Origin of the sequence: Veillonella criceti (assembly GCF_900460315.1) — a bacterium.
In the GTDB taxonomy this organism is placed as follows: Bacteria; Bacillota; Negativicutes; order Veillonellales; family Veillonellaceae; genus Veillonella_A; species Veillonella_A criceti.
Genome location: NZ_UHIO01000001.1, coordinates 1,685,595 through 1,710,665, shown reverse-complemented (window position 1 = coordinate 1,710,665; position 25,071 = coordinate 1,685,595). Strand labels below are relative to the sequence as shown.

Genomic DNA, 25,071 nt, shown 5'->3' with positions numbered 1-25,071 from the left:
ACAATAACATGGCATATGATTGCTCTATAAGTATAACAAAAGGGATACCCTCAGACAATGAGGGTATCCCAGGGAAGGAAATATAAAATTTATTTTATATTTGACCAGTAAGTAAATTATCCATCAATTTAGTAATTTGAAGACCACGCTGATTAATCTCCTCTGCACTCCATAATTTAATTTGCTTTGTATCTTTCATAAACAAATAATTATTTATATTATCAATCAAAGTTCTATGTTGTCCTTTAGCTACAGGTGTTTGTGCTTCTTTAACTAATGTAGAGGTTATTTTAAATTCTGAAGCTTCATAATAAGCAGATTTTTCCTCAAATTTCTTATTGCTAGCAGAAGAATTAGCATTCTTCATAAGTAATGTTAAATTACCTATACGATTTAAAAAATTAATTCGATTTTCTTCCGTATCATAATTATATTCCTTATAATCTGAATCATATGGCATAATATGTTCAAGCTGTATTTTAGAACCTGCAACAGACATAATATTATCATTTTCGCAAAAATATAACTCAATAAATTTTAATAATTGTAATGCTTTTGAAGATTGATGTTTATTAGCTCCTGCTAGATCTTTTGTAGGTAATAATTGATTTAAATCTTCTATATAAGGTTTTATTTTTTTTCTAATTTCCTCTTTAAGTATTTTAATCTTATCATTATCATTAGAAGAATCTTTTAACTTTCTTATGATAGAAGGCAGCTCTTTTTCAATATGATTTGTTTGAGTAAAAGAAAAAATTACAGCTGCACCATATTGTACACATATATTAGCTGCTTCACTTTTTATTTTTTCATCTGAATGATAAAAATTCATTAATATTGGATGCATTTGTGTAACTGATAATAATTTAAATATACAAAATAAAGATTTATTATTTTTTAAATAATCATTTTCTAAAGAATTCTTTTCAATACTAGAATATATACGACTCATTTCTTTTAATTTTGCAGATAATTTAAGTATATAATTAGGTCTATCTGCCTCTTTTATCGGATCTAAATAAATTTCTTTAAAATAAGATAGCAGACTATTTTTTTTAATATTATCCCCTCTATCAGATAAAATAAAATGTTTCATAAATGTCGATGCAGTAATAACTTTTTTCCCAACTTTTAAATTTTTTAAAAATGTATTCCAATTAACTACAAATTCGTTAATTTGATTTATACTTAAATTATTTGATAATTCTTTTAAAAAATGATTTTTTAATAAATCCATAGGCTCTAAGGTTTGACCTCTATCATTAAGAACTTCAAATAATTGAAATGCTCTTTCAATAGATGGAGCTGTTGTTACTATTAATTTCACTTTTTCAGTTAAATACGACTTAAACGTCACTAGTAATTCAATATCCTCATTAGCTATTTTATTAAGATTGTCTTCTATCGCTTCATAAACTTCAATTATATTATTAGAACTTTGATTATCAGTATTATTAAATTCTCCTGATTTTATAATATCTTGATAAGTATTTTTAAATTCTAAACTGTCATTATGTAAAACTTTTACACTTTCAAATTGAAACTCACCGTCGAGAATAGAATAGTAATCACAAAGTTGAGCTGCATGTTTCCCCCATTTAACATCATTTTCTGTCTCTCTAAGTTCAGAGAATTTATAATATAAAGCACAAAATAATAATGTTAAAGTCGTTAATCGCTGCTGTCCATCTATTACTTCATACTGTTTTTTATTTTCTTCATCTTGAACAAGTACTATATTCCCTAGTAAATATCCAGGCAAATTATTTAAATCTTTTTTATTACATTTAAATCCATTTGTATCTTCATCAAAATCATTAAATAATACATTTACCTCATTAGCTCCCCATACAAAACTTCTCTGAAAATCGGGAATAGTAAAAATATCTTCATTATACAAAATCTCTTTCAATGTTTTCATAGTTGATGTTATTTCTGCCATATCATTTCTCCCTAATATTTAAAGAATATATATTTATTAGATCATATATTTTTGAAATGCACAAGATTATTTTAAATGCACCTCTACCTATAAAATATTGAAATTAACAATATAAATGTAAAATACTTTTAAAATGCTTTTCTCATTGATATTGTATACTTGATTTACTATAATGTAACTATAAAATAACGAAAGTTAGCAAACAATATGCAAAGTACTACATAATAATACAACTAAGTGTCTACTCAATGGAGTAGGCATTTTTAATTCCATAACTATGTACTTAAACATTAAATAAAGAAAGGATATGATTTTCTTGTCTGGAGGAAACTTTTTAACACCTAAAGAGCAGATAAAACATTGCGAAGCGAAGGGAATTCAATTTAATGATATTTCCAAAAATAAAGCCATACACTATTTAGAATCAAATAATAATTATTTTAAACTTCGTTCCTTTCGTAAAAACTTTACAAAAGATCTACATCAAGATAAATATATTAATCTTGACTTTGCAGACCTAATAGATTTAGCAATTATAGATAATAGGCTTAGAAAAATTTTATTAGAAATGTCGCTAAATTTAGAACACTTTTCTAAAGTCCATCTATTAAAAATACTCCAAGAAAATAAATTTGATGCATATGAAATAATTTCTGACTATTTTGCACAATTATCACCAGACAACCTACAACGACTAAAATCTGACTTAAATAAAAATAAAGGGAGCGTCTATTGTGGAAACTTATATAATAAATATATGGTGAATAATCCTATTCATTGTCCAGTCTGGGTTTTTATCGAAATTATTTCTTTTGGACAATATCTCCATTTCTACAATTTTTGTGCCTCCCAAACTAATTCAAAAGAGCTAAAACTCAGAATGTATCTTATGCGTACTGTAAAAGATTTACGCAATGCTTGTGCACATAATAATTGTATAATTAATGATTTACGTGCTAAATTGCCTCCAAGTTTACGACCCAACTTAGAAATTATAAACGCATTATCTAAAATCGGATTATCAAAGGGAATCAGAAGAAAGCATTTATATCGTGCTCCTTTTTATCAAATCATAACAACATTTTATGCACATAATCTAATTGTATCCAGTACAGGAGTCCATAATAAAATATGTAATGATTTAACTGAGTTCAAAAACAGATTATATTGAGATAGAGCCTATAAAAGAAACGATATTATTCGTTCTACTTTTGATTTATTCATAAAAGTCATTGACAATTGGTACAATCTAATATAAGATACATTTACAGAGAAAAACAGAAATGTTTTGCGAGAGCGGTATCGAAAGATATCGCTCTATTTTTTAACCAAAAACACTTATCGTTACAATTTTTTATTTTTATCAAAGGGGCATCTTAGGGGCAAAAAGGGGGCATTTTTAATATTTTTTATACTTTTCTATAAAATTAGATATTCATAATTTTATAACATCCTATGTATGTACAAATACTATTTCTACTAGTTTTATAACAAACTTATAATTATTTTTACTAATCAAAAGCGACTTTTCAAAATACCGAAAAGTCGCTTTTTAATGGCGGAGAGGGTGGGATTCGAACCCACGGCCCCTTGCGGAGTCACTGGTTTTCAAGACCAGCTCCTTAAACCACTCGGACACCTCTCCATATTTAATTATTACCCTACTATATTACCTTGTTTTTGCCAACAAATCAAGCCCCGAAGCCACAAAATACAAAAGAAAACTATTTAGTCATAAATACGCCATATTTAGGTGCCTTACCGACAAGCATTTTATGACATAATTTATGTATACAATTAAAATTATTGTGAGGTGACCTTGGTGGACAAAGACATAGATTTAAAAAAGCAGGCCGTCATTAAACAAATTGGCGCCCGTATTGCCTACTATCGAACCTTGCGTGGTTTAACACAAGACGAGCTTGCTAAAAGAGCCTCAATTAGCTCTGGCGCCCTAGGTCGTATCGAGCGGGGCAAATACAATGGTAATGTGTCTATTGCTATGCTCGTTCATATCGCCACGGGCTTGCAAATTGAAATTGGTATGCTGTTAAACCTCGATGGAAAAGATCAACAAATATGTTTAGAGTCTTTGCAAGATTAAAAAACGTAGCACTCATTTACGAATGCTACGTTTTTCTTTTGCTCAACCACTGAAATACGTTCTACTTAACTCTTAGCACTTAATACTTAATACTTAGCACTTAACACTGAGCATGTATTACTTATTTCTCATTGCTTATTGTTTATTTATTTTTTTATCTCAGCTAACTGGCGCATAATATCTTGTACCTGCGTACGTAATACTTCATTTTCTTGAGCCTGTAACGCCACTTTTTCTTGCAACGCTGAAATAGTAGAGTTCTGAGCCTGCAATTGTTCTGATTGTTCAGCAACTACATTGGCAAGTGCTGCCTTAGAATAACCAGTATATGGACTGCTACTGCCAAGTTTCAAACTTACCCCTACGTTAATCATATTTTCACCGCCACCAAGACTAGTGCCAATGGAGAACATCTTGTCAGCAGATGGACGATAAAACGCACCAATTGCCACAGCATTCGCTGAACGGTAATTGCCATAACCAGCAGCAATATCCCATTTAGCCTCTGGATCAAAATCCTGTGGATGTAATGCTGCTAACGCAGCTGCACCAGCCCCAACACGCTCAATTCGATTATCTAAACGATTTACTTGGTTACCTAAGTTCGTCACACTACTATTCATATCCGTAATCTGATTGTTAATCGAATTAATACTGTCTGTATTCGTTTTCACCTGACTATCTAAGGCTACTAAGTTTTGACCAGCTGTATAACTCTGTTTTACATAGTTACCATCTTTTGAAACGTGCGTTTCATTATAAACAGCACCACCTGTTACAAGTCCGGTATTGCCAGATTCCACTTTACCATCGGCTTTTACATTAACTGTGTATTTTATGCTACCATCAGCCAGCTTAGTCTCACCAAGTCCTATATGACTGCCTGCTTCGAGCGTATTACGAGTGTCAGTTGCTGAAATAATACCATCTGTAATAGAAATATTATCGCCAGCAGTATATGTAATGCTAGAACCACCTTCAGAGCTACCACCAGTACTAGAAATAGTATATTTTAAATGACCATCTGTATCAACAACTGTATTCACTTTTATATTACCAGAACCACTCAACTCTACACGAGCTGATTTCAATTGCGCTACATTAACCGCATCAGTATCATTTTTACCAGCTGCCAGGTTAGTAATTTGACGTGTTTTAACATTTGATGCATCAGAACTATCCCCTACTGAAATAGCTGCTAAATTAGAATTCCAAGTAGTGTCTGTCCCTAAATTAAATGTATTTATATTGTTTCCTACATTATAGCCACCCTGATTATTTGCACCTACAGAACCTACAGAGTCACTGCCTAATGCTACCCCACCATTTTGTGAAACATCTGTGTTGTAGCCAAGCATTACGGCATTGGAGATATTCGCAGTATGCGGTTTTTCTGCAGTACGTTCAGTAATTTTATAAGTAGAATCAAATCCAACTTCCTTTGCAGGAACACCAAAATCTTTTTCTACTTCTTTTTCTATATAGCTTCTAGAACCAATAATAATATTATGCTTACCATTTTCTACTGCATGATAATCCCCTAATACAAGATTATCTTCACTATTTTTAACTATATTACCTGCCCCTATAATAGTACTCTGACTAATACTTTCTCCAATATTTGAAAACCCACCTATTGTGTTATTAACACTATATTTATCTGTATTCCCTGTAAGTGTGTTGCCATTACCCCAAATTTGAGAACGATTAGTATAATCAGCGATATTACCATTCCCGAACACAGTTATATTTCCACCCATATTCTGTGTAAAATCATGCATTAAATCAACTGCTTTTGTAAATTCTATAGAACCAGGTCTTCCACCATCAACATCAGAAGAATATAATTGTAACGACATGAGTAAATTAGCTGCCACATCTTTCTTATTAGGCAAGAATGATTTCCCATTTACTAGCTCATATGAATAACCTTGTGAATTAGTAATTTTATTACCACTCCCATAAACTAAAGAGGTTGTCGAATCTTTTACTGCGTTGTAAGAACCTGTAACTTGTATCGAGGCCCCTTTAGCTGATGTAAAAGTATTTATTTTTTCAGAATTTTCAACCCTATTCATATGTCCATAAATAGAACCAAACGTTCCTGTCTTTTCATCAAATGATGAACTATTTCCCATAATAAGTTGATTTGAATATCCTGTTCTTGCTCTATTCCCCACAGCAATACTTTCTTCTGCACGGTTTAAAGCTCCATGTCCGATCGCTATGTTGGCAGCAGCCCAATTTATTACCCCATTTTCCACATCTTCTGGAGTCAATGAACCAATAATAATAGAACTATCTGGAGCACTTGTACCAAAAGTCTGATTATCTCCAATAACTATTGTATTAGCTGCTTTTTTCAACTCATTATTATTACCAATAATAGTTACAGCCTTATAAGGTTTTCTATATATTTCATTGTCGGTTATTTTATTGCCCTTACCTATCACCACATCAGATATAGTCGTTCTTACTGAATTATCAACAATCCCCATTTCACGATTAATAATCTCATTATCATCGCCAAAAACTAACTGACGGTCACTATTCGTTACCTTATTTCTATCCCCAACAATCTTAACTTCCTCGCTCTTATCATCTATGGTATTTCCTGTACCTACAACACGAGCGGTCTTATCTACTGTCACGGTATTTTTACTACCGTCTTGTGTACCATCTACTATAATATTATCTGCAGCCCACACACTACTATAGCCACCTAACAAAACCCCGAATACAGCAGCCCCCAATGTAGCTTTCACAATCTTGCTTTGACGTTTGTGTTTCCATTCCATATGTAACGCTCCTTCCAAAACATGTTGATTCTACTAACCTACTCAGCAGTGAAACATCAATCCTAACACTTCACTGATGTTTCATTAATCAACTTTATCGTAACACAAACGTCCCCCCTAGCAAGACAAATAAGCAATAGTCGCCTGATTACTAGCAACTTTTAACTTCATCTAATCTTCGTTTTTTCTGATAGCTTTTTACGTTATAATAAAGATAGTAAGTATTACAACTTACTATCTCCATTAATTTTAGATTCATAAATCATATATTCAAGATTCAAGTTGTTAGTAAACAGATATAATTAATTTGACTAAGATTTTTTAATTTTTATTTTCGTTTTACCTACAAAGGAGTTTTTATGAACCACAAGGCCCTCACCCGTCTTCTAGCGAGTGCCCTTCTTGGCACTACGTTCACCATATATACTACGGCCCCTGCCCAGGCAGCCGATCCAGTCACAGCCTATGTAGCCTCCAAGGTCTTGCCCGATATGCCTACGATTAATCCAATTAAAGTAGCAGGCAAGCTCTTAGGCCTCGTCAGTGATTCCGATGATGATTTTAAAAAAGGCAAAAAAATTGACAAGAACTATAAATTTAAAGCAACTAAAATAGTCAACGACACGAAAACTTTTAAAAAGAGCCTAACCAATACGAAAGATAATGAAAATGTCATTCTCGTACAAAAAACAGGCCATGCTAAATTAAAAAATGCCAACCTTTCTAAAACGGGTAACGCAGATAGTGAAGGCCTCGCCCTCTGGCGTGGTCAAAATGCGGCCCTTCTAGTAGCACCGTATAGCAAAGCCACATTGACTAACAGCACGATACGCACGCAAGGCCGAGGTGCCGCTGCGTTAGTAGGTAGTGGTAAAGGTGTAGCTGTGCAGGCTAATGGTGTGACGTTAAGAACAAATGGCGCCGTTTCACCAGGACTCTCCCTTACTTATGGCGCACAAGCGACGTTAAAACAAAGTGCGATTAGTACTCAAGGCGACCGTAGTCCTGCCATAGTAATAGGCAGTCAGACAAAAAGCGAGTTAACCGCCACCAATCTCCAACTTACTACAGACGGTTTTAATAGCCCTCTTATGTCAGCTACAGGAACTATGAAATTAATCACTGTAACCGGGGAAGCCCGTCACAGTGCCCTAGGTCAGCTAGAAGGCACTACCAATGTGCACCTTACTAATGCTAATCTCTCAGGTACCGATGGTTTCACCTTATACTTTAGTGACCTTAATACCGCCGATGAGGGCACAACACAGCTCACCATACAAAATAGCCAGCTTAGAAACACTGGACGAACACCCTTTTTCACCGTAGCCAACACAAAAGGAGAAATTAAGCTCCAACAAGTAGAGTTACAAGCGCCACATAGCACCACTATTTTAGAGGCCAAAGCTAGTGAATGGGGACGCAATGGAAAAAATGGTGGCCAAGTTAAACTTTTAGCTAATAAACAAACTCTCAACGGTCATATTAAAGCTGATAGTATCAGCTCTGTAACGATTAAGCTAAATCAGGGTTCTACATTGACGGGAGCAATTAACCCTAATAATACAGCGAAAAAGGCAAGCCTCACCCTCAGCAAAAATTCCATTTGGAATGTAACGGCCGATTCCTATTTAACAGAACTGAACAATGAAGATAGTTCAAATAGCAATATCCACACCAATGGTTACACCGTCCATATGGTAAAAAAGTAAGAGCTCTATATTCGATATCACCAGAGAGCCTCATACTAGGTATCACTAAACCTCAACCATAGGAGCCATTATATTCATCGATTCATTTAAACTTTTCTATTTATATGCTATAATGCCAATAGTAATACATGGGAAAGGAACAATTTACATATGAAATTCATTAATACATATATAAGCCCAGTAAAATGGGCTTTTTTTACAGCCTGTCTGTTATCACTTATACATGTAGTGAGCGCCCTCATAGTCCCTACCTTAACCGCCGACATTATCAACCAAGGGGTACTTCAAGGAGATTTAGATGCGATTAGTTCACTGAGCCTAGCTATGCTAAGTGCCTCCTTATTAACGGTTATAGCAGCCGTAAGTGCCGTCTACATGAGTTCTCACATTGCAGCTCGTGTTAGCTTGCAGCTACGACAACAATTAGTGCAAGCCTTGCAAGACTTCTCGCTCACTGACTTTTCAAAATACGGCACCGGTACACTTCTTATGCGCGCTACCCGCGATGTAGAGAAAATTCAATCCGTCCTTTCAGAAGGAATTAATTTGATTCTCCCCATGCCACTCATGATTCTGGTAGGTCTTGGCCTAACCTTTTACAAAAGTTTTGAAATGGGGCTCGTCATTCTGTCGCTCATGATTATCATGGTCGCTATTATGGCTATTTTACAAAAAAAGGCCCTCCCCATTGTCCAATCAGTACAGAAACAATTAGACTATATTACCGATTTAATCCGCGATCATATGATTGGCATGGCCGTCATTCGAGCCTTTAATCGCAGTAACGACGAACAAGCCCGTGAAACGTCTGCATTTAGCCACATTGCGCGCTCTGCGACTCGCCTTTCACGCACATATGCTATCGGCTTGCCCAGTATTCTAATTATTTTTAATATGAGCACTGTTGTTATTCTTTGGCTCGGGGGCTATCAAATCAGCGCAGGACACATTCAAATTGGTGACATTATGGCTATCATTGAATATGCTACGCTCATTCTGCTCAACCTACTCATGGCCGTTTTTGTATTATTAGATGTGCCTGAAGCCATCATTTGTTACCATCGAGTACAAGAATTATTCACTCATCCTATTACAGCCTATACCAAAGGAGCAAACGAAACCACGTCCCCTCATACAACTACCACTACACCAATCTTAGAATTCCATAATGTTACATTTCGTTACGATAATGCCGAAGAACCAGCCTTATACAATATTTCCTTCACTTTACAGGCTGGTGAAACGCTAGCTATTATGGGCGACATTGGATCTGGTAAAAGTACGATTGCCAAACTCATCCTTGGCTTATATCCTATTGAATCGGGCGATATTCTGTTTCAAGGACAATCCATTTTTCAACAACCTATCGAACAAGTACGTGCTCAAATAGGCTATGTTCCCCAAAAAGCCTATTTATTTACCGGATCTATCGCTATGAATTTGGCCTATGGCGTACAAGGTTCTTATTCATCTCAGCCTAGCATAGATTCAACGCCTTCGCTAGACGCTATGAAACAAGCCGCTCAATTAGCCGGTGCTCATGAATTTATTAGCCGTTTCAAAGATGGCTATCAACATCAATTATCACAAGGTGGTACTAATCTGTCTGGTGGCCAACGACAACGACTAGCTATGGCAAGAGCATTAATTAGAGAACCTAAACTGCTCATTTTTGACGATAGTTTCTCTGCGCTAGATGGTATTACAGAACAACAGGTGCGCCAAGCTGTTACTCATGAAATCGCCAACGCCCCACACCGAGCATTCATTTCAATTGAACAAAAAGTAAGCGCTGCACGTAAAGCTGACAAAATCCTTATTATTAATCAAGGACAAGCTGTTGGGTTTGGCACTCATGATGAATTAAGCACTCATTGTTCCATTTACCAACAAATTGTAGCCTCTCAGGAGGTGTCTCAATGAAAGTATTCAAACGTTTTCTTTATGAATCAAAATCACAATGGGGCTGGTTAGTTGGCATTTTCTTTGCTCTTATTCTAGCCGCTTGTTTTGAAATTATGGCCCCTCGCCTACTGGGCCAAATTGTCGATGCTATCGTGCAAGGACTCCGCAATAATCAGGATATTGCACGCATTATTGATAATACAACAGATACGATACTCATGCTAATTATCCTATACACAGGTCATGCCATATTTACCTATATTAGTGAATACATTATTGCTGGTGTGGCTGAAAATATGGTATTAGATTTACGTAATCGCGTAAGTCAGTATCTATATCGACTCCCCATGTCGTACTTCAATACACATAATCGTGGTGATTTGCTCAGCCGTATTACAAGCGACCTAGATTCTATTAGTGAAACGCTCCGCGAAGGCATTCCTGGCCTTATTTCATCTTTTATCGGCATTATCGGCGCTATTGCTATGATGCTTTGGATTAGTCCTTTATTAGCAAGTATCATTCTTGGTGTCATTATACTGGGTGTCATTGGCTTAGTCATTACCTCTAAAAAAGCTCGTACCATCTATTTACGTAACCAAGAAGCTCTCGGTGCTGTAAATAGTGGCATTGAAGAGCTTATTTCAGGAAAACAAATTGTACAAGCCTTTAACTTAGAAACTGTCACTTCAAACAATCTAAATCAGTTAAATCACAATTTATTTATCCACGAACGTCGTTCTGGCTTTATGGGGCAAATTATTATGCCTCTGGTCAACTTTATTAATCAAATAGGCTACGTATTAGTCGCCATCCAAGGCGGGCTTTTAGTATTACGAGGTCAAATTTCACTTGGTGATATTCAAGCCTTTTTCCTCTATGTAACGCAAGTATCTGATCCTATCTCCCGTAGTTCCTACATATTAACAAAGTTTCAAGAAACACAAGCTGCCTTAGGGCGAATTTACGAAATTCTTGATCAAACACCAGAAGAAGATACGGGACACACAATGTATCTTGAAAATAATGGGACTATTGAGTTTAACAATGTAAGTTTCGGCTATACGCCTGACAAACTATTAATGGATGCGGTAAATTTCAAAATTCCTGGCGGTCATGTAGTGGCTATTGTAGGCCCTACAGGCGCTGGAAAAACAACCATTGTTAATTTACTCATGCGCTTCTATGAAATCAATAGTGGCTCCATTACCATTGACGGTCTTGATATTCGTGACCTTAGTCGTAAAACCCTTCACCAACTAGTAGGCATGGTACTTCAAGATACTTGGATTTTTACCGGCACTATTGCTGATAATATTGCCTATGGTAAACCAGATGCGACACGAGAAGACATTATCGCCGTTGCTAAACTCGCTATGGCCGATCATTTTATCCGCACATTACCACAAGGCTATGATACCATTCTTAAAAATGGGGCTGACGATTTATCCCAAGGCCAACGCCAATTATTAACAATTGCAAGAGCTTTCTTAGCTAATCCACGAATTCTCGTTCTCGATGAAGCTACCGCTAATGTAGATACACGAACAGAAGTGGAAGTACAAAAAGCCATGCAACAATTATTGCATGGCCGTACCGGAATTGTCATCGCTCATCGCCTCTCAACAATCCGTGATGCTGATTTACTCCTTGTTATAAATCAAGGTCAAATTGTAGAACAAGGCACACATCAAGAACTCCTTGCCAAAGGTGGTTACTATACAACCTTGTACGAAAACTACGCTAAAGGCATGAGTGTGTGAAAGGAGTGATTTAACTATAAAGGCAAGAGTGTATAAAAGAAGTCTTTTAAATATAAAAATTATAGGACAAATATAAGGGCTATAGGACAAAAATAAACAAAAAATATCCTCTTGCTCATCAGATTGGTAAACTGATTCTAACTGATAGCTTGAGGATATTTTGTCCTATAACCCGATATTTTTATATGGCTTGAAAACGATATGTAACAGAAAATAACAATAACATTAACTCTGTACAGGAATATGTAGTATCCTTAAAAAGAAACCACTGACAACAGAAAATCACATTGGCTGCCTTAATATGAAGAGTGCCATGTTTTTCATAGATTGCGTCCTTCCAGTGGTTTCTTTTTATACTTAAAATTTAAGGACTGTGCTAATAAACAATATACTTGAAAATATTCTTTATATAACCTGAAACTATTTTATATTCTGCTATTTTTATTATTAACCGCTATTACAAAATCTGAGATTAGAGGGTTATACGACAAAAAAGCTGACGCAATTATATACGTCAGCAATAGTATAGTATTAGAAATGAATTAAGAGGCGGCCTGTCGCAGTATCGCCGTCCGCCCTCTAGTGATAGGGGTTCAACACTGGATACTCAGCTCCACCCATCTAGTAATTTAAATATAACAAACCAAGATAAAAAAGTAAAGATAGAGAACAGGCAATACTTTTACCTTCAAAATATCATAAAAATATAAGGCTAAAACTATATACTTTTCAAGTAGAGGAGCGATGCTTCTTTAGCCCAATGATCGCTGGTACATCAGGACTTCAATCCACGCTCCCCGAATGAGGAGCGACTGCGATAATCGTACAAGGGATTACGCCAAAGCGCGACTTCAATCCACGCTCCCCGAATGAGGAGCGACCTATTTTTTGCCCCAAAATTGAGGGTCAAAAGAGAACTTCAATCCACGCTCCCCGAATGAGGAGCGACCCTAACCTGCCCGCTACGCTCAATGTTTAGCACATACTTCAATCCACGCTCCCCGAATGAGGAACGACTAGGTCTAAGTTTATTGTATGGTATAATTAAATAACTTCAATCCACGCTCCCCGAATGAGGAGCGACGCTACTTTATTAGAGTTATTAGCTGATTTATACGAACTTCAATCCACGCTCCCCGAATGAGGAGCGACGCACCCTATCAGACGACAAATTACTGGATTTACTGACTTCAATCCACGCTCCCCGAATGAGGAGCGACAACTTAGAAAACTCTACAATATCAATGTATGAGAACTTCAATCCACGCTCCCCGAATGAGGAGCGACATAGGTAAAAATTACATAAAAGCAACTCAATTATTACTTCAATCCACGCTCCCCGAATGAGGAGCGACAAGAACAAAATCGGCAAAAGAATTAGGAATAAAAACTTCAATCCACGCTCCCCGAATGAGGAGCGACAAACAGGCTTGATTGGTAGGCCCGAGCGCATTATTACTTCAATCCACGCTCCCCGAATGAGGAGCGACAATCCATCAGCTTTATACATTTGCAATTATCAATACTTCAATCCACGCTCCCCGAATGAGGAGCGACTTTAGTTTTTAAATATTTTTCTAATTATAAAATTACTTCAATCCACGCTCCCCGAATGAGGAGCGACACGCATAGGCCGTTCTCCTTGCACACCCGCTCGAGACTTCAATCCACGCTCCCCGAATGAGGAGCGACATGCTAGAAGCGTTTTTGACGGTTTTAATTTTATAACTTCAATCCACGCTCCCCGAATGAGGAGCGACAAGCTATGAAATCGCTGTTGGCGTACAAGGCGCAACTTCAATCCACGCTCCCCGAATGAGGAGCGACCTGTGCCGGTATTTAACGAGGAGTGTGATGAGGGAACTTCAATCCACGCTCCCCGAATGAGGAGCGACTCGTAAAATCATGGAAGCGGGTGCTAAGCGTGTGACTTCAATCCACGCTCCCCGAATGAGGAGCGACTGTATGTCAAATTATATTACGATAGGTGGCACAGACTTCAATCCACGCTCCCCGAATGAGGAGCGACAGGACGTGTATCGCAAGGCAATTTTAGATAGCCAAACTTCAATCCACGCTCCCCGAATGAGGAGCGACTCGCAGAGCAAGGTTTGCTATTAACTATCTTTGATACTTCAATCCACGCTCCCCGAATGAGGAGCGACGCTGGCGTTGGCCAAGTAAAAATATTACCATTATGACTTCAATCCACGCTCCCCGAATGAGGAGCGACAGGACGTGTATCGCAAGGCAATTTTAGATAGCCAAACTTCAATCCACGCTCCCCGAATGAGGAGCGACTGCAATAGGGCGAGGCGCTTAACGAGCCAAGGTGACTTCAATCCACGCTCCCCGAATGAGGAGCGACAAGGGCATCATCGACGACGCGCTCCAAGAGGTGATACTTCAATCCACGCTCCCCGAATGAGGAGCGACAAAGAAGAAAAAGAACTGTTGAAAGACTTTATTAACTTCAATCCACGCTCCCCGAATGAGGAGCGACTTGAAAAATTTTTAAACGATGGTGAAGTAACTTTTACTTCAATCCACGCTCCCCGAATGAGGAGCGACAATCCACCAATTATACGTATTTGCACTCATAAATACTTCAATCCACGCTCCCCGAATGAGGAGCGACGTCCACGGTTACCCCATGAACACCGGTGACGTAAACTTCAATCCACGCTCCCCGAATGAGGAGCGACAATCCACCAATTATACGTATTTGCACTCATAAATACTTCAATCCACGCTCCCCGAATGAGGAGCGACGTTGACGGGCGCGAGTTGTATAACATTGATGTTATACTTCAATCCACGCTCCCCGAATGAGGAGCGACGACGTTGATGCGGCAGTTGACCGCATCAACGGAAACTTCAATCCACGCTCCCCGAATGAGGAGCGACAACTGATGAGATATATTTGAAACGTTCGTTTAAAACTTCAATCCACGCTCCCCGAATGAGGAGCGACTTGAGTTGACATAACAAGAGGAAAAGCGTAATTTACTTCAATCCACGCTCCCCGAATGAGGAGCGACGGCAATATGTTTGGATAGTTCAAAGTTTTGAAAATACTTCAATCCACGCTCCCCGAATGAGGAGCGACCGTTGTATTCATTTTGCACCACCTATCAAAAATAACTTCAATCCACGCTCCCCGAATGAGGAGCGACATATACGAAAAAATAAATACCCCTGGCAAGGTCAACTTCAATCCACGCTCCCCGAATGAGGAGCGACTTTTGAAGCAGAAATTGACATCGACGATGTAATAACTTCAATCCACGCTCCCCGAATGAGGAGCGACTTACTTTATCCATGCGTTACCCCCTATTGTAACGACTTCAATCCACGCTCCCCGAATGAGGAGCGACTTGATTTGCTTCGTGAAGAAGCGGAATTGATAAAACTTCAATCCACGCTCCCCGAATGAGGAGCGACAATCTTTTTGGGTAAGGTGTATTTAGGGCAAAAAACTTCAATCCACGCTCCCCGAATGAGGAGCGACATAGTATTGGTGTTATTGACAGTGATTATCGTGGAACTTCAATCCACGCTCCCCGAATGAGGAGCGACCTTATTGAGTTTTGTGCTTTTTTGTCATGAGGGAACTTCAATCCACGCTCCCCGAATGAGGAGCGACATAAAATCAGTCCTTTCAGGGGGTACAAAAAAATACTTCAATCCACGCTCCCCGAATGAGGAGCGACAAGTATAGAGCTGATTTGGTTAAAGTGTTTAAGTACTTCAATCCACGCTCCCCGAATGAGGAGCGACCAGTAAGCGTTTTCTATGGGCAAACTTTAGAAAAAACTTCAATCCACGCTCCCCGAATGAGGAGCGACCTATAGATTTAACGGAAAAACTATGGATATAATTACTTCAATCCACGCTCCCCGAATGAGGAGCGACTACTATGCCAAAAAGTGGAGTATCGAAAGAAATACTTCAATCCACGCTCCCCGAATGAGGAGCGACTTGGCTCATTTGCTAGAACATATGTGATATAGAATACTTCAATCCACGCTCCCCGAATGAGGAGCGACATATGAATGTAGAGTTTTTTAATAAATTAAAAAGACTTCAATCCACGCTCCCCGAATGAGGAGCGACATGGAATGGTATATGATTTCACGCACATTAAGAAACTTCAATCCACGCTCCCCGAATGAGGAGCGACATTTAGCGTCGAGTGGGTCATGGGGTGGATTAGCAACTTCAATCCACGCTCCCCGAATGAGGAGCGACTTTAATAATTTATAGGTAATTTTATGGCTGAAAAACTTCAATCCACGCTCCCCGAATGAGGAGCGACCGATAACATCGAAGTTGATGTAACCATGGAAGAAACTTCAATCCACGCTCCCCGAATGAGGAGCGACTCCGAGATGTAAAAGATTTATTGCAAACTATCAAACTTCAATCCACGCTCCCCGAATGAGGAGCGACTTATGTAGATTTAAAAAGAATGAAAGAAGTAATTACTTCAATCCACGCTCCCCGAATGAGGAGCGACGCCTAGAAGATATGGATTTGTATCTGTATCGAAAAACTTCAATCCACGCTCCCCGAATGAGGAGCGACCTATAGATTTAACGGAAAAACTATGGATATAATTACTTCAATCCACGCTCCCCGAATGAGGAGCGACTTACTATGCCAAAAAGTGGAGTATCGAAAGAAATACTTCAATCCACGCTCCCCGAATGAGGAGCGACAGTTAATATGCTCCAATCTTATTATTATATTGATACTTCAATCCACGCTCCCCGAATGAGGAGCGACGCCAATTTTAGCGTATCTACTCGGATGGAATAATACTTCAATCCACGCTCCCCGAATGAGGAGCGACAGTTAATATGCTCCAATCTTATTATTATATTGATACTTCAATCCACGCTCCCCGAATGAGGAGCGACAGCAACTTTGGCATTGAGTTTATACCCCGAAGAACTTCAATCCACGCTCCCCGAATGAGGAGCGACTTGTAAACGATTACAATTGCAAGAAAAGATAGGTACTTCAATCCACGCTCCCCGAATGAGGAGCGACAGCTACATATAGTAGATAGGATCCACTATATCCAGCAAACTGAGCTTTTTCATAAGCTCAGACAATTAATTTACTAGTATATATAAATCTAGCAAATTAATTTAAACAAATTCTAGTGCGAAAGGTTCTAAGTTTCACAATATGCTACATATTCGCACAAATAAATTACAAAATAGCACTAAATCACTATATAAAATAATTAAAAACTATTATTACAAATACCCTAAAAACAACAAGTATTTAAAACTGAATACTAATAACTAAAACCAACTGAAGAATCCATCCACATCATCTGAATTTTTTTGTTTTGATGACTCAGAATTCTCTTCTTTCTTTTCAGTATCAATACTAACATTTTTATCCTGCCAAGCTTGTACCGCTTCATTTACACTAGCATCTCGTAGTTCATTCGCCTCCGCAGGCGTCATAATAATCTTTTTCATAGGAATAATAATAGGCTTAGAGGCAGGCACATCTTCCGAATACGAATAGCCATCAGTTGGATCCCACTGAGTAATGGTCGCACTTCCATCTGGATGACGAATCACTGCCGTTTGTAGTTCAGCAGCTGCCGTTGCCGAAACCAATGTTAATAGCATAACACTTAACAATATCCTATTCATGGGAACCTCCAATCCGAGTACCTATATACTCATATTACCACATACAACACTATTTTTCATGCAATATGACTATTATCTATACTAGCACACTTAAATAGCTAATATATGAACTTTATGAAACCATATTCTCAAAACCTCTTTCGTTTTCTTGCTTCTCCTTCTCACAAATAAAAAAGATATCCTCTCGTCAACCATTGAACGAAGTTCGCCGGTTGACGAGAGGATATCTTTTTTATCACCATAACTTACCAGAAGACCAAATCAACTGTAGCGCTAATAATCCTACACCCAGCGAAAAGACCATCAATATACTGGTAGCCTTTAATCGTTTCGCAATGGCGGCCCCTAATTGAGCCCCTATAACAGCTCCAATACCACAGGCAATCGCAATATTCCATTGAATATGCCCCAAATAGAAATGTGTAGCCACACCACTAATAGTGGATAAAAATAAAATAAACTGACTCGTAGCTGTTGCTATATGTGTTGGAAACCCTAGTAAATATACTAAAGCAGCCACATGAATAAGACCACCACCAATACCAAATACACTTGAAATGAAACCTACAACTACACTAATTAAACAGCCAATTGTTTTACTATACGTTAATTCATGAAGCTGTAACGATTCTTCTTTACGTTGCCCTTTAGTCCAATTCTTATAACCAATAAAAGTAGACATACATAATAAAAATAAACCAAACCAGAATTTCAACATAGCAATGTCAAAACTTTCAGAAGCTACCGCTCCTAAATACGAGCCCGGAATCGTAGCCAAGGTAAACCAAAGGGCTGCACTATAGAGGATTTTCTTTTGTTTAATAAACGCTGTCGATGCAGACATAGCATTAAACATAACAATAGTGAGCGAAGTTCCCACGACCATAGCCGGCGACCAGTCTGTAAAGGTATACAAAAAAACAGGTACAAAAACTAGTCCTCCGCCAGCGCCAATGAGTGTACCAAACGCACCAACACCAATACCGAGTACAATAAATTGTAGCAACATGCCTACAGACATTCCTAAAATTAAACCATTCGCACCATCCATATTTATAGACTCCTAATTCATAAACTTTACTAAACTATTTTATATTCATGCCGTATTCTTAATACCACGTTTAACCGCAAAACAGTTGAGTAATTATATAGTAAACCAACATACCAATTTATAATAATGCGTATTATTGCACTTAGTATATCGTAAAATAAACAGAAACGCCATCGTTTCCTAGTCATAGTTAATCAAATTAACTGCTACTAAGCAACAATGGCGTTCCCGTTTAAGTAAGTTTGTGTAAGTTTGTGTAAATACGTATATAGTTAACTGACTGGCCTACGCCAATCAAAGAACTACCTCTTTTAGGATAGATATAATTAGCAAATTAGCTAACGTCGAATTTTCAAATAAGTGATTAGCCAAATTACTGACTAACTATTGACTAATCACATAGTAAACTTAAAGTCGAGATGAGTCTCTTAATCTATTATATCCCTTACAATACGGCTGATACAGCCGTCACAATTGGTGCAATTACGGTAGTCATAATACCCATGAAAATCATAGCTAACGAAGCAATAGCGCCCGTTTTAGGCCCATCTTCATACGCTTTAGCCGTCCCCGTGCCATGAGCTGATATACCATACAACATGCCTTTTAATAAACGGTTATGAATATGAGCTCGTTTAATCATCATCGTTGTCATAATCATACCAATTAAACCTGTAGCAATAACTAAAATCGCCGTAATTGTTGGGTCCCCACCCATCGTATCCGATGCAGCTAATGCTAATGGTGTTGTTACAGATCGTGGTGCTACACTATGAACTAATTCAGGGCTTAAGCCGATTAACTCCGCTAACCCCATAGAACCAAGGAATGCAATCGAACAGCCCATCCCAATGACTACAAGTAAAGGGATAAAATATTCTTTTACAACACTACGGAATTTATATAAAGGTACGGCAAAGGCTACCGTCGCTGGCTGCAACATCATTGTAATGTATTGACTGCCCTCCTGATATACATCATAGGGAATATTCATTGTCACTAAGAATAAACCAATCACTACTGGAACAGCCAATAACGGGGTAAGAAATAACTTCTTCCCTGAACGTTCATACAATTTTTTAAAAATGAAGTACAGCACTACAGTACCTACTAAGGATTCGATGATATGAATACTAATCATCTGAAACAATGTGTAGTTTACCATAATCTGTACCCCTTTCTACGTAATTTCATAATACTTAAGGTAATAACAGTAACAGACACTAACAATGTAATAATGCTCGTTACGATAACACCTAACAACATAGCACCTGTACTTCCAAAAAGTTGTGTGTATTGGATAATCCCAATAGCGGATGGAATAAAGAACAATAATAGTTCACCAATTAATACAGCAGCGCCTTGTTCTACCCAGTTCAATTTAATAATTCCTGAACAAAGCAACAAGAATAATAAAATCATACCTACCAATGTACCTGGTAATGGCAAGTTAAACCATTCTTTAATGTACCCGCCTAATACTCCAATCAAGGCGAGCAATAGAATCTGACCTACTACAGTCGCCACACGTTTCATTCGTCATTGCCTCCCCTACATCTATCACATCATCCAATCGACTTTTTGACTCTTTACAGAATAATCTATCTATGAGTATTCATTCTTCAAATGCATGTGAAACGAAAAGTTTACTCAAATAGGAATTTTTCGATATCCTCTTTGGCATGACCTATTGTATCTCATTTTTTATAAAAAAAATAATATTTTTTCCCTATACGACAATATTCTTTTTAGTTATAATAAATAAAGAAATATATAGCAGGAGGAAATTATGGATATTACCCATTTAAAATATTTTGTAGAAGTCGCTCGTCAAAAAAGTTTTACCAAAGCGGCTCAAACCTTACATGTCAGTCAACCTTCCCTCAGCAAGGCAGTACGCCTCTTAGAAGGGGAATGGAACAAACAATTATTCCGTCGTCGTGGCCATCGCATAGAGCTCACCAACGAAGCCTGCGCGGTGCTTCCACAGATTGAAGCCTTAGTACGTCAATTTGAAGTACTGGAACATCAAATGCATCATACAAACGATATGGAGTCAGGCGAATTAAGCCTCGGTATTCCCCCGATGATTGGTTCTTCATTCTTATCCCCAATTATTCGCGACTTCATGGCCGCCTACCCACAAATTTCGCTTAAAGTAAGCGAGCATGGCTCTCCACAAATTGCTCAATTAGTTCAAGATGGACAGCTTCAAGTAGGCTTTGTTACCTTGCCCGTATCAGATTTTACGAATCCTGATACACAAACCTATATTTTTAATCATCAACCATTATATTATGTAATGCAACCTGACTCACCATTTGCTAATTATGAGTCCATTACCTTACAAGAAATTCGCAAAGAACCATTGGTCTTTTTCCATCCATCCTTTTCTTTGTATGATATTATCTTAGGCCGTTTTCAAGAAATCGGTGTAGTGCCTCAAATTGTAGCTCAAAGTAATAACTGGGATTTTATTACAGAACTTGTAAAAAGTGGCTTAGGTACGGCCATTCTACCACAAACAATTTGTGAACGCCTTGATCGTAAGCATCTCGTATCAATTCCTATTGAGCCACGCATCAACTGGGTTCTTGGTATGATTTGGAATGAACGCTCCATGATTGTACCCGCCATTCGTTTATGGGTGAATTATTTCCGCTCTCATGTAATTGAACAAACATCAGCACATACGGAAATTTCACAACTTGCAAATACAACTTCACTATAATAATTTATATATAAAACTCCGACACCTTAATTTTAAAGTGTCGGAGCTTTTTTATCTTAATTCCCCTATATAAACCCCTTTGTTATTATTTTTTGTTACTACTTCGCAAATTGTTGCATTAACTCGTTTAGCTTCGCTTCCTGTAACTTCAAACGCTCTTCTTGTAAAATCAATTGCTCTTGCTGTTTTTCTACTAAATTTTCTAAATAATCGACCTTATCTTGTAATACATAACTAGAAGAAATTGGGCCTTGGCGATATTCTTCTACAAGCGCTCGTTCCTTTTTGCTATCCCCAAACTTCCAAGTTACCCCTGCATTAGCCATTAACTTACTATTGCCACCATTCATAGCTACCCCTGCACGGAATAACAAGGATTCATGCTTATAATGAGCAAGACCTAACGCAAACGCATTTTCACCACCATAATAGCCATAACCTGCCATAATTTGTGTCGGCTCTAGTGGGTCATACTGAAGTGGACTAAGAGCTGCTAACGCCGCCCCCATCGCATCAGCACGGTTGCTATCTTTTTGCAGTTTGTGAATAGACTGGCTCACTGTATTATTTAATTCACGTAACTGTCCTACATTCGCCGCATCAGTCATATCTTCTCCAGCCGCTACATTCTTAATTACCTTATTATTAGCATTAAGACCTTGTTCATTAATATACGTGGCATCTCCTACTTTGTAAGATTCTGCCTGTATTGTCTTTGTTGTCACTGAATTAACTGTTATGTCCTTATTAAGACTAACGGTTAACGTATTACCATTAGCGATTGTCTGAATGTTACTATCCCCATGCACTTCAACTAGAGGACTATCTTTTGCCACAGTTATTGGTGTTACTGTTTTATCTGCTATGATGGAGAAATCAAATACACCATCTTTGCCATCTGTGCCTGGAAGACCTGGTTTACCATCTGTGCCATCTTTACCTTCTGGACCTTGTGGACCTGTCTCTCCAGGATCTCCTTTAGGCCCTGGTTCACCTTGCAAACCTTGCTTACCGTCTTTTATAATCACTGACTCACTATTTTTGGTAGTAGGATCTATAGTCTTAATTATAGTTTCCCCAGTGTTTTCATTTCTAGATACTTCCACTATAGTTCCATCTTTACCTGGAAGACCCGGTTTACCATCTATGCCATCTTTACCTTCTGGGCCTTGTGGACCTCTCTCTCCGGTATCACCTTTAGCCCCTTGTTTACCGTCTGGGCCTTGCGGACCTCTCTCTCCGGTATCACCTTTAGGCCCTGTTTTACCATCTGTGCCATTCTTACCTGGTGCTCCATCTTTAATAACAAAGCTTTGGTCATCAGTAAATGTTACTGTAGTATTGCCGCTGCCATCTGACTCAATACTCTTAATGGTAACACCATCTTTACCTGGAATCCCAGGTTCTCCAGGTTTGATAAGACTCTTATCAACACCTACTAAAATAACTTTCTTACCATCACTACCTTCTTTTTCTTCCGCATACAGCCCATCCCCAAAATCAAAAGTCATACCATGAAGGGGTTTACTAGTTACTATGTTTGTCCCTGCCGTATAACTAGAAGCTATATTCTTATTAACATTTATACCTGCAGAACGTAAGGATATAGTAGGCGTTGTTACTGAATTAATTACGCTATACAGCTGAGATCCATTAATCGCATCTGTTGATGTTGCTGAAACAAGACCAGCTGCTACATTTTGAATACGTCGTTCATTACCCACAGTACCTACACTGATAATGCCATTACTTTTCCCCCCTGCAAAAGTCAATTCTAACGAATTTACGGTAGCTGTTGTATATTCTGTATTACCTGCTGTGTTAGTATTTTTATTAGCCTCTACACTAGATTTACTTCCCAAAGCTACTGAATTTACTACATTTGCTTCCGCTTCAGCACCAAGCGCTAATGTATTCTCTTCAATAGCCTTAGCTTTTACACCCAAAGCACTAGCACCCACTTTTTTAGATTTTGCCTCAGAACCTATAGCGATACCTGTTGCAATTTCAGAGTTAGAATTATTCCCAATAGATATGGTGTTAGATTTATTCGCCAAAGCAGTATGATTTGTATTGTCACTAATACCTGCACGACTACCAATGCTTATATTTTTATCGCCCTGAATATATCGACCAGACTCCACACCGATGGCTACATTATCATCACCCGTTACAAATACGCCAGCGCGAGCACCAAAAGTCATATTTTCGCCGCCAGTAACAAATTGACCACTGTGTTTGCCTAAGGCCACATTACTGTCACCTTCAATATAACTGCCAGCAGCAACCCCTACAGAGAAATTATCTTGACCAGCTACATAATTCCCTGAGGAAAAACCTAATGCTATATTATGCTCTGCCCCATCAACCAGAGTAGTCCCCTTCACATTTACTTGAGGCTCACCGAAATTATCTACATTAGACACATCATAACTGCTAGCTTCATAACCTACATAACGTCCTGCGTTTTCACCAATGCCCACATTGAAATTACCTACAATATTAGATCCTGAAAATTTTCCTAGAGCTATATTATTGTTACCTACAGATTGCCCTAGTTCACCGGTTGCCTTAACAAATTTTTGGATATATTGACCTGCATTAGTACCTAAAGCATAGTTACCATCACCTTGTACATTTTGACCGGCACTTGTGCCAAAAGCATAATTTGTTGTTCCCACAACATTTTGACCTGCCTTCGCACCAAAGGCTACGTTATCATTGCCCCTCACTACCTTACCAGCTTGTGAACCAAAGGCATAGTTAAAACTGCCCTTTAAATCTGAGCCCGCTTGATAACCTATAGCTAAGTTATAATTACTATCTTCAATTTTTTCTACGCCATTTTCAACGGTTGTAACACTTTGTAGGTCACTACCAGCACCATCCATTAAGGCAATATTATTATTCCCCTTTACATTGTGACCAGCTTCTGAACCAAAGGCAAAATTATAATTGCCTTTAGATGTCATGCCTGCTTTATAGCCCATAGCAAATTTATAGTCACCACTAGCAACTTCATGCACATAGTCACCTATACTCACATTATAATTCCCACTTCTATCTCGGCCTACTTGACTTCCTATTATAGTATTGAAATCACCACTTATCCGACCAGCATAATTATTACTACTATCAGCTCTGCCATTGCCATGAATAAAATTATATGCTCCAGATACCGAAGTATTGCCTTCCCCACCAGCATCAGAAATTTGATTGCCTAAAATGATATTCTTTTTAGTCTCATCATAGGTAATAGTAGCACCCCATACAGTAGAGCCAAAGTATGCGCCAAATACGCCACATACCAAACTAGCTACCATTAATTTATTCAAATGATTTTGCTTTTTTTGCAACTTTCCCATCTACAAACTCCTCTTAGTGCATTAA

Annotated in this window: 13 protein-coding genes, 1 tRNA gene and 1 CRISPR repeat array; of the genes, 6 read left to right on the top strand and 8 right to left on the bottom strand. The window is 38.0% G+C overall.

Features of this window, described 5'->3' with window-relative positions:
* Positions 1–94 precede the first annotated feature (94 nt).
* On the bottom strand, positions 95–1,942 hold the full coding sequence (locus DYE54_RS07570) for a DUF262 domain-containing protein (protein WP_115310663.1): 1,848 nt from the start codon (positions 1,940–1,942) through the stop codon (positions 95–97).
* Positions 1,943–2,258: 316 nt separating this feature from the next.
* Here DYE54_RS07570 and DYE54_RS07565 point away from each other — a divergent pair, with 316 nt between their 5' ends.
* On the top strand, positions 2,259–3,113 hold the full coding sequence (locus DYE54_RS07565) for an Abi family protein (RefSeq protein WP_245935706.1): 855 nt from the start codon (positions 2,259–2,261) through the stop codon (positions 3,111–3,113).
* A gap of 385 nt (positions 3,114–3,498) precedes the next feature.
* On the opposite strand, the gene DYE54_RS07560 is transcribed toward DYE54_RS07565, so the two are convergent.
* Positions 3,499–3,587 (bottom strand) — tRNA-Ser (locus DYE54_RS07560).
* A 177-nt stretch (positions 3,588–3,764) separates the two neighbouring features.
* Between DYE54_RS07560 and DYE54_RS07555 the strand changes: the two genes are divergently transcribed.
* Positions 3,765–4,046 carry a helix-turn-helix domain-containing protein gene (locus DYE54_RS07555; RefSeq protein WP_245935705.1) on the top strand — a complete coding sequence of 94 codons (282 nt, stop codon included), beginning with the start codon at positions 3,765–3,767 and terminating at the stop codon, positions 4,044–4,046.
* 146 nt (positions 4,047–4,192) lie between these two features.
* Here the strand turns inward: DYE54_RS07555 and DYE54_RS07550 are convergent, their stop codons facing one another.
* Positions 4,193–6,844, bottom strand: a complete 2,652-nt coding sequence (locus DYE54_RS07550; RefSeq protein ID WP_115310662.1) for a YadA-like family protein — start codon at positions 6,842–6,844, stop codon at positions 4,193–4,195.
* 491 nt (positions 6,845–7,335) lie between these two features.
* On the opposite strand from DYE54_RS07550, the gene DYE54_RS07545 reads away from it, so the two are divergent.
* The 3 genes from DYE54_RS07545 to DYE54_RS07535 all read left to right on the top strand — a co-directional run bounded on the left by DYE54_RS07545 (position 7,336) and on the right by DYE54_RS07535 (position 12,221).
* Positions 7,336–8,553 carry a hypothetical protein gene (locus tag DYE54_RS07545; protein ID WP_147285268.1) on the top strand — a complete coding sequence of 406 codons (1,218 nt, stop codon included), beginning with the start codon at positions 7,336–7,338 and terminating at the stop codon, positions 8,551–8,553.
* A gap of 150 nt (positions 8,554–8,703) precedes the next feature.
* Positions 8,704–10,476 carry an ABC transporter ATP-binding protein gene (locus tag DYE54_RS07540; RefSeq protein ID WP_115310660.1) on the top strand — a complete coding sequence of 591 codons (1,773 nt, stop codon included), beginning with the start codon at positions 8,704–8,706 and terminating at the stop codon, positions 10,474–10,476.
* Positions 10,473–12,221 carry an ABC transporter ATP-binding protein gene (locus DYE54_RS07535; protein WP_115310659.1) on the top strand — a complete coding sequence of 583 codons (1,749 nt, stop codon included), beginning with the start codon at positions 10,473–10,475 and terminating at the stop codon, positions 12,219–12,221. Before DYE54_RS07540 ends, DYE54_RS07535 begins: the two co-directional genes overlap by 4 nt.
* A 780-nt stretch (positions 12,222–13,001) precedes the next feature.
* A CRISPR array of direct repeats spans positions 13,002–17,276; the repeat unit is 33 nt; unit sequence ACTTCAATCCACGCTCCCCGAATGAGGAGCGAC.
* 260 nt (positions 17,277–17,536) lie between these two features.
* Here DYE54_RS07535 and DYE54_RS07530 read toward each other — a convergent pair.
* The 4 genes from DYE54_RS07530 to DYE54_RS07515 form a co-directional block, all read right to left on the bottom strand.
* On the bottom strand, positions 17,537–17,899 hold the full coding sequence (locus DYE54_RS07530; protein ID WP_115310658.1) for a hypothetical protein: 363 nt from the start codon (positions 17,897–17,899) through the stop codon (positions 17,537–17,539).
* A gap of 235 nt (positions 17,900–18,134) precedes the next feature.
* Complete coding sequence (locus tag DYE54_RS07525) at positions 18,135–18,950, bottom strand: sulfite exporter TauE/SafE family protein (RefSeq protein WP_115310657.1); 816 nt, start codon at positions 18,948–18,950, stop codon at positions 18,135–18,137.
* Between the two features lie 445 nt (positions 18,951–19,395).
* Entirely contained in the window at positions 19,396–20,115 is a 720-nt protein-coding gene (locus tag DYE54_RS07520; protein ID WP_115310656.1) for an LrgB family protein, read from the bottom strand.
* Positions 20,109–20,486, bottom strand: a complete 378-nt coding sequence (locus DYE54_RS07515) for a CidA/LrgA family protein (protein ID WP_115310655.1) — start codon at positions 20,484–20,486, stop codon at positions 20,109–20,111. Before DYE54_RS07515 ends, DYE54_RS07520 begins: the two co-directional genes overlap by 7 nt.
* Positions 20,487–20,739: 253 nt before the next feature.
* Between DYE54_RS07515 and DYE54_RS07510 the strand changes: the two genes are divergently transcribed.
* Positions 20,740–21,681, top strand: coding sequence for a LysR family transcriptional regulator (locus DYE54_RS07510; RefSeq protein WP_115310654.1), 942 nt, complete (start codon positions 20,740–20,742; stop codon positions 21,679–21,681).
* Positions 21,682–21,779: 98 nt separating this feature from the next.
* On the opposite strand, the gene DYE54_RS10375 is transcribed toward DYE54_RS07510, so the two are convergent.
* Complete coding sequence (locus tag DYE54_RS10375; protein WP_115310653.1) at positions 21,780–25,046, bottom strand: YadA-like family protein; 3,267 nt, start codon at positions 25,044–25,046, stop codon at positions 21,780–21,782.
* Positions 25,047–25,071: the final 25 nt, after the last annotated feature.

Bases quoted from the DNA above. Each gene is read 5' to 3' on its own strand.
- DYE54_RS07570 (WP_115310663.1), bottom strand. From the start codon at position 1,942: ATGGCAGAAATAACATCAACTATGAAAACATTGAAAGAGATTTTGTAT.
- DYE54_RS07550 (WP_115310662.1), bottom strand. From the start codon at position 6,844: ATGGAATGGAAACACAAACGTCAAAGCAAGATTGTGAAAGCTACATTG.
- DYE54_RS07545 (WP_147285268.1), top strand. From the start codon at position 7,336: ATGCCTACGATTAATCCAATTAAAGTAGCAGGCAAGCTCTTAGGCCTC.
- DYE54_RS07540 (WP_115310660.1), top strand. From the start codon at position 8,704: ATGAAATTCATTAATACATATATAAGCCCAGTAAAATGGGCTTTTTTT.
- DYE54_RS07535 (WP_115310659.1), top strand. From the start codon at position 10,473: ATGAAAGTATTCAAACGTTTTCTTTATGAATCAAAATCACAATGGGGC.
- DYE54_RS07530 (WP_115310658.1), bottom strand. From the start codon at position 17,899: ATGAATAGGATATTGTTAAGTGTTATGCTATTAACATTGGTTTCGGCA.
- DYE54_RS07525 (WP_115310657.1), bottom strand. From the start codon at position 18,950: ATGGATGGTGCGAATGGTTTAATTTTAGGAATGTCTGTAGGCATGTTG.
- DYE54_RS07520 (WP_115310656.1), bottom strand. From the start codon at position 20,115: ATGGTAAACTACACATTGTTTCAGATGATTAGTATTCATATCATCGAA.
- DYE54_RS07515 (WP_115310655.1), bottom strand. From the start codon at position 20,486: ATGAAACGTGTGGCGACTGTAGTAGGTCAGATTCTATTGCTCGCCTTG.
- DYE54_RS07510 (WP_115310654.1), top strand. From the start codon at position 20,740: ATGGATATTACCCATTTAAAATATTTTGTAGAAGTCGCTCGTCAAAAA.
- DYE54_RS10375 (WP_115310653.1), bottom strand. From the start codon at position 25,046: ATGGGAAAGTTGCAAAAAAAGCAAAATCATTTGAATAAATTAATGGTA.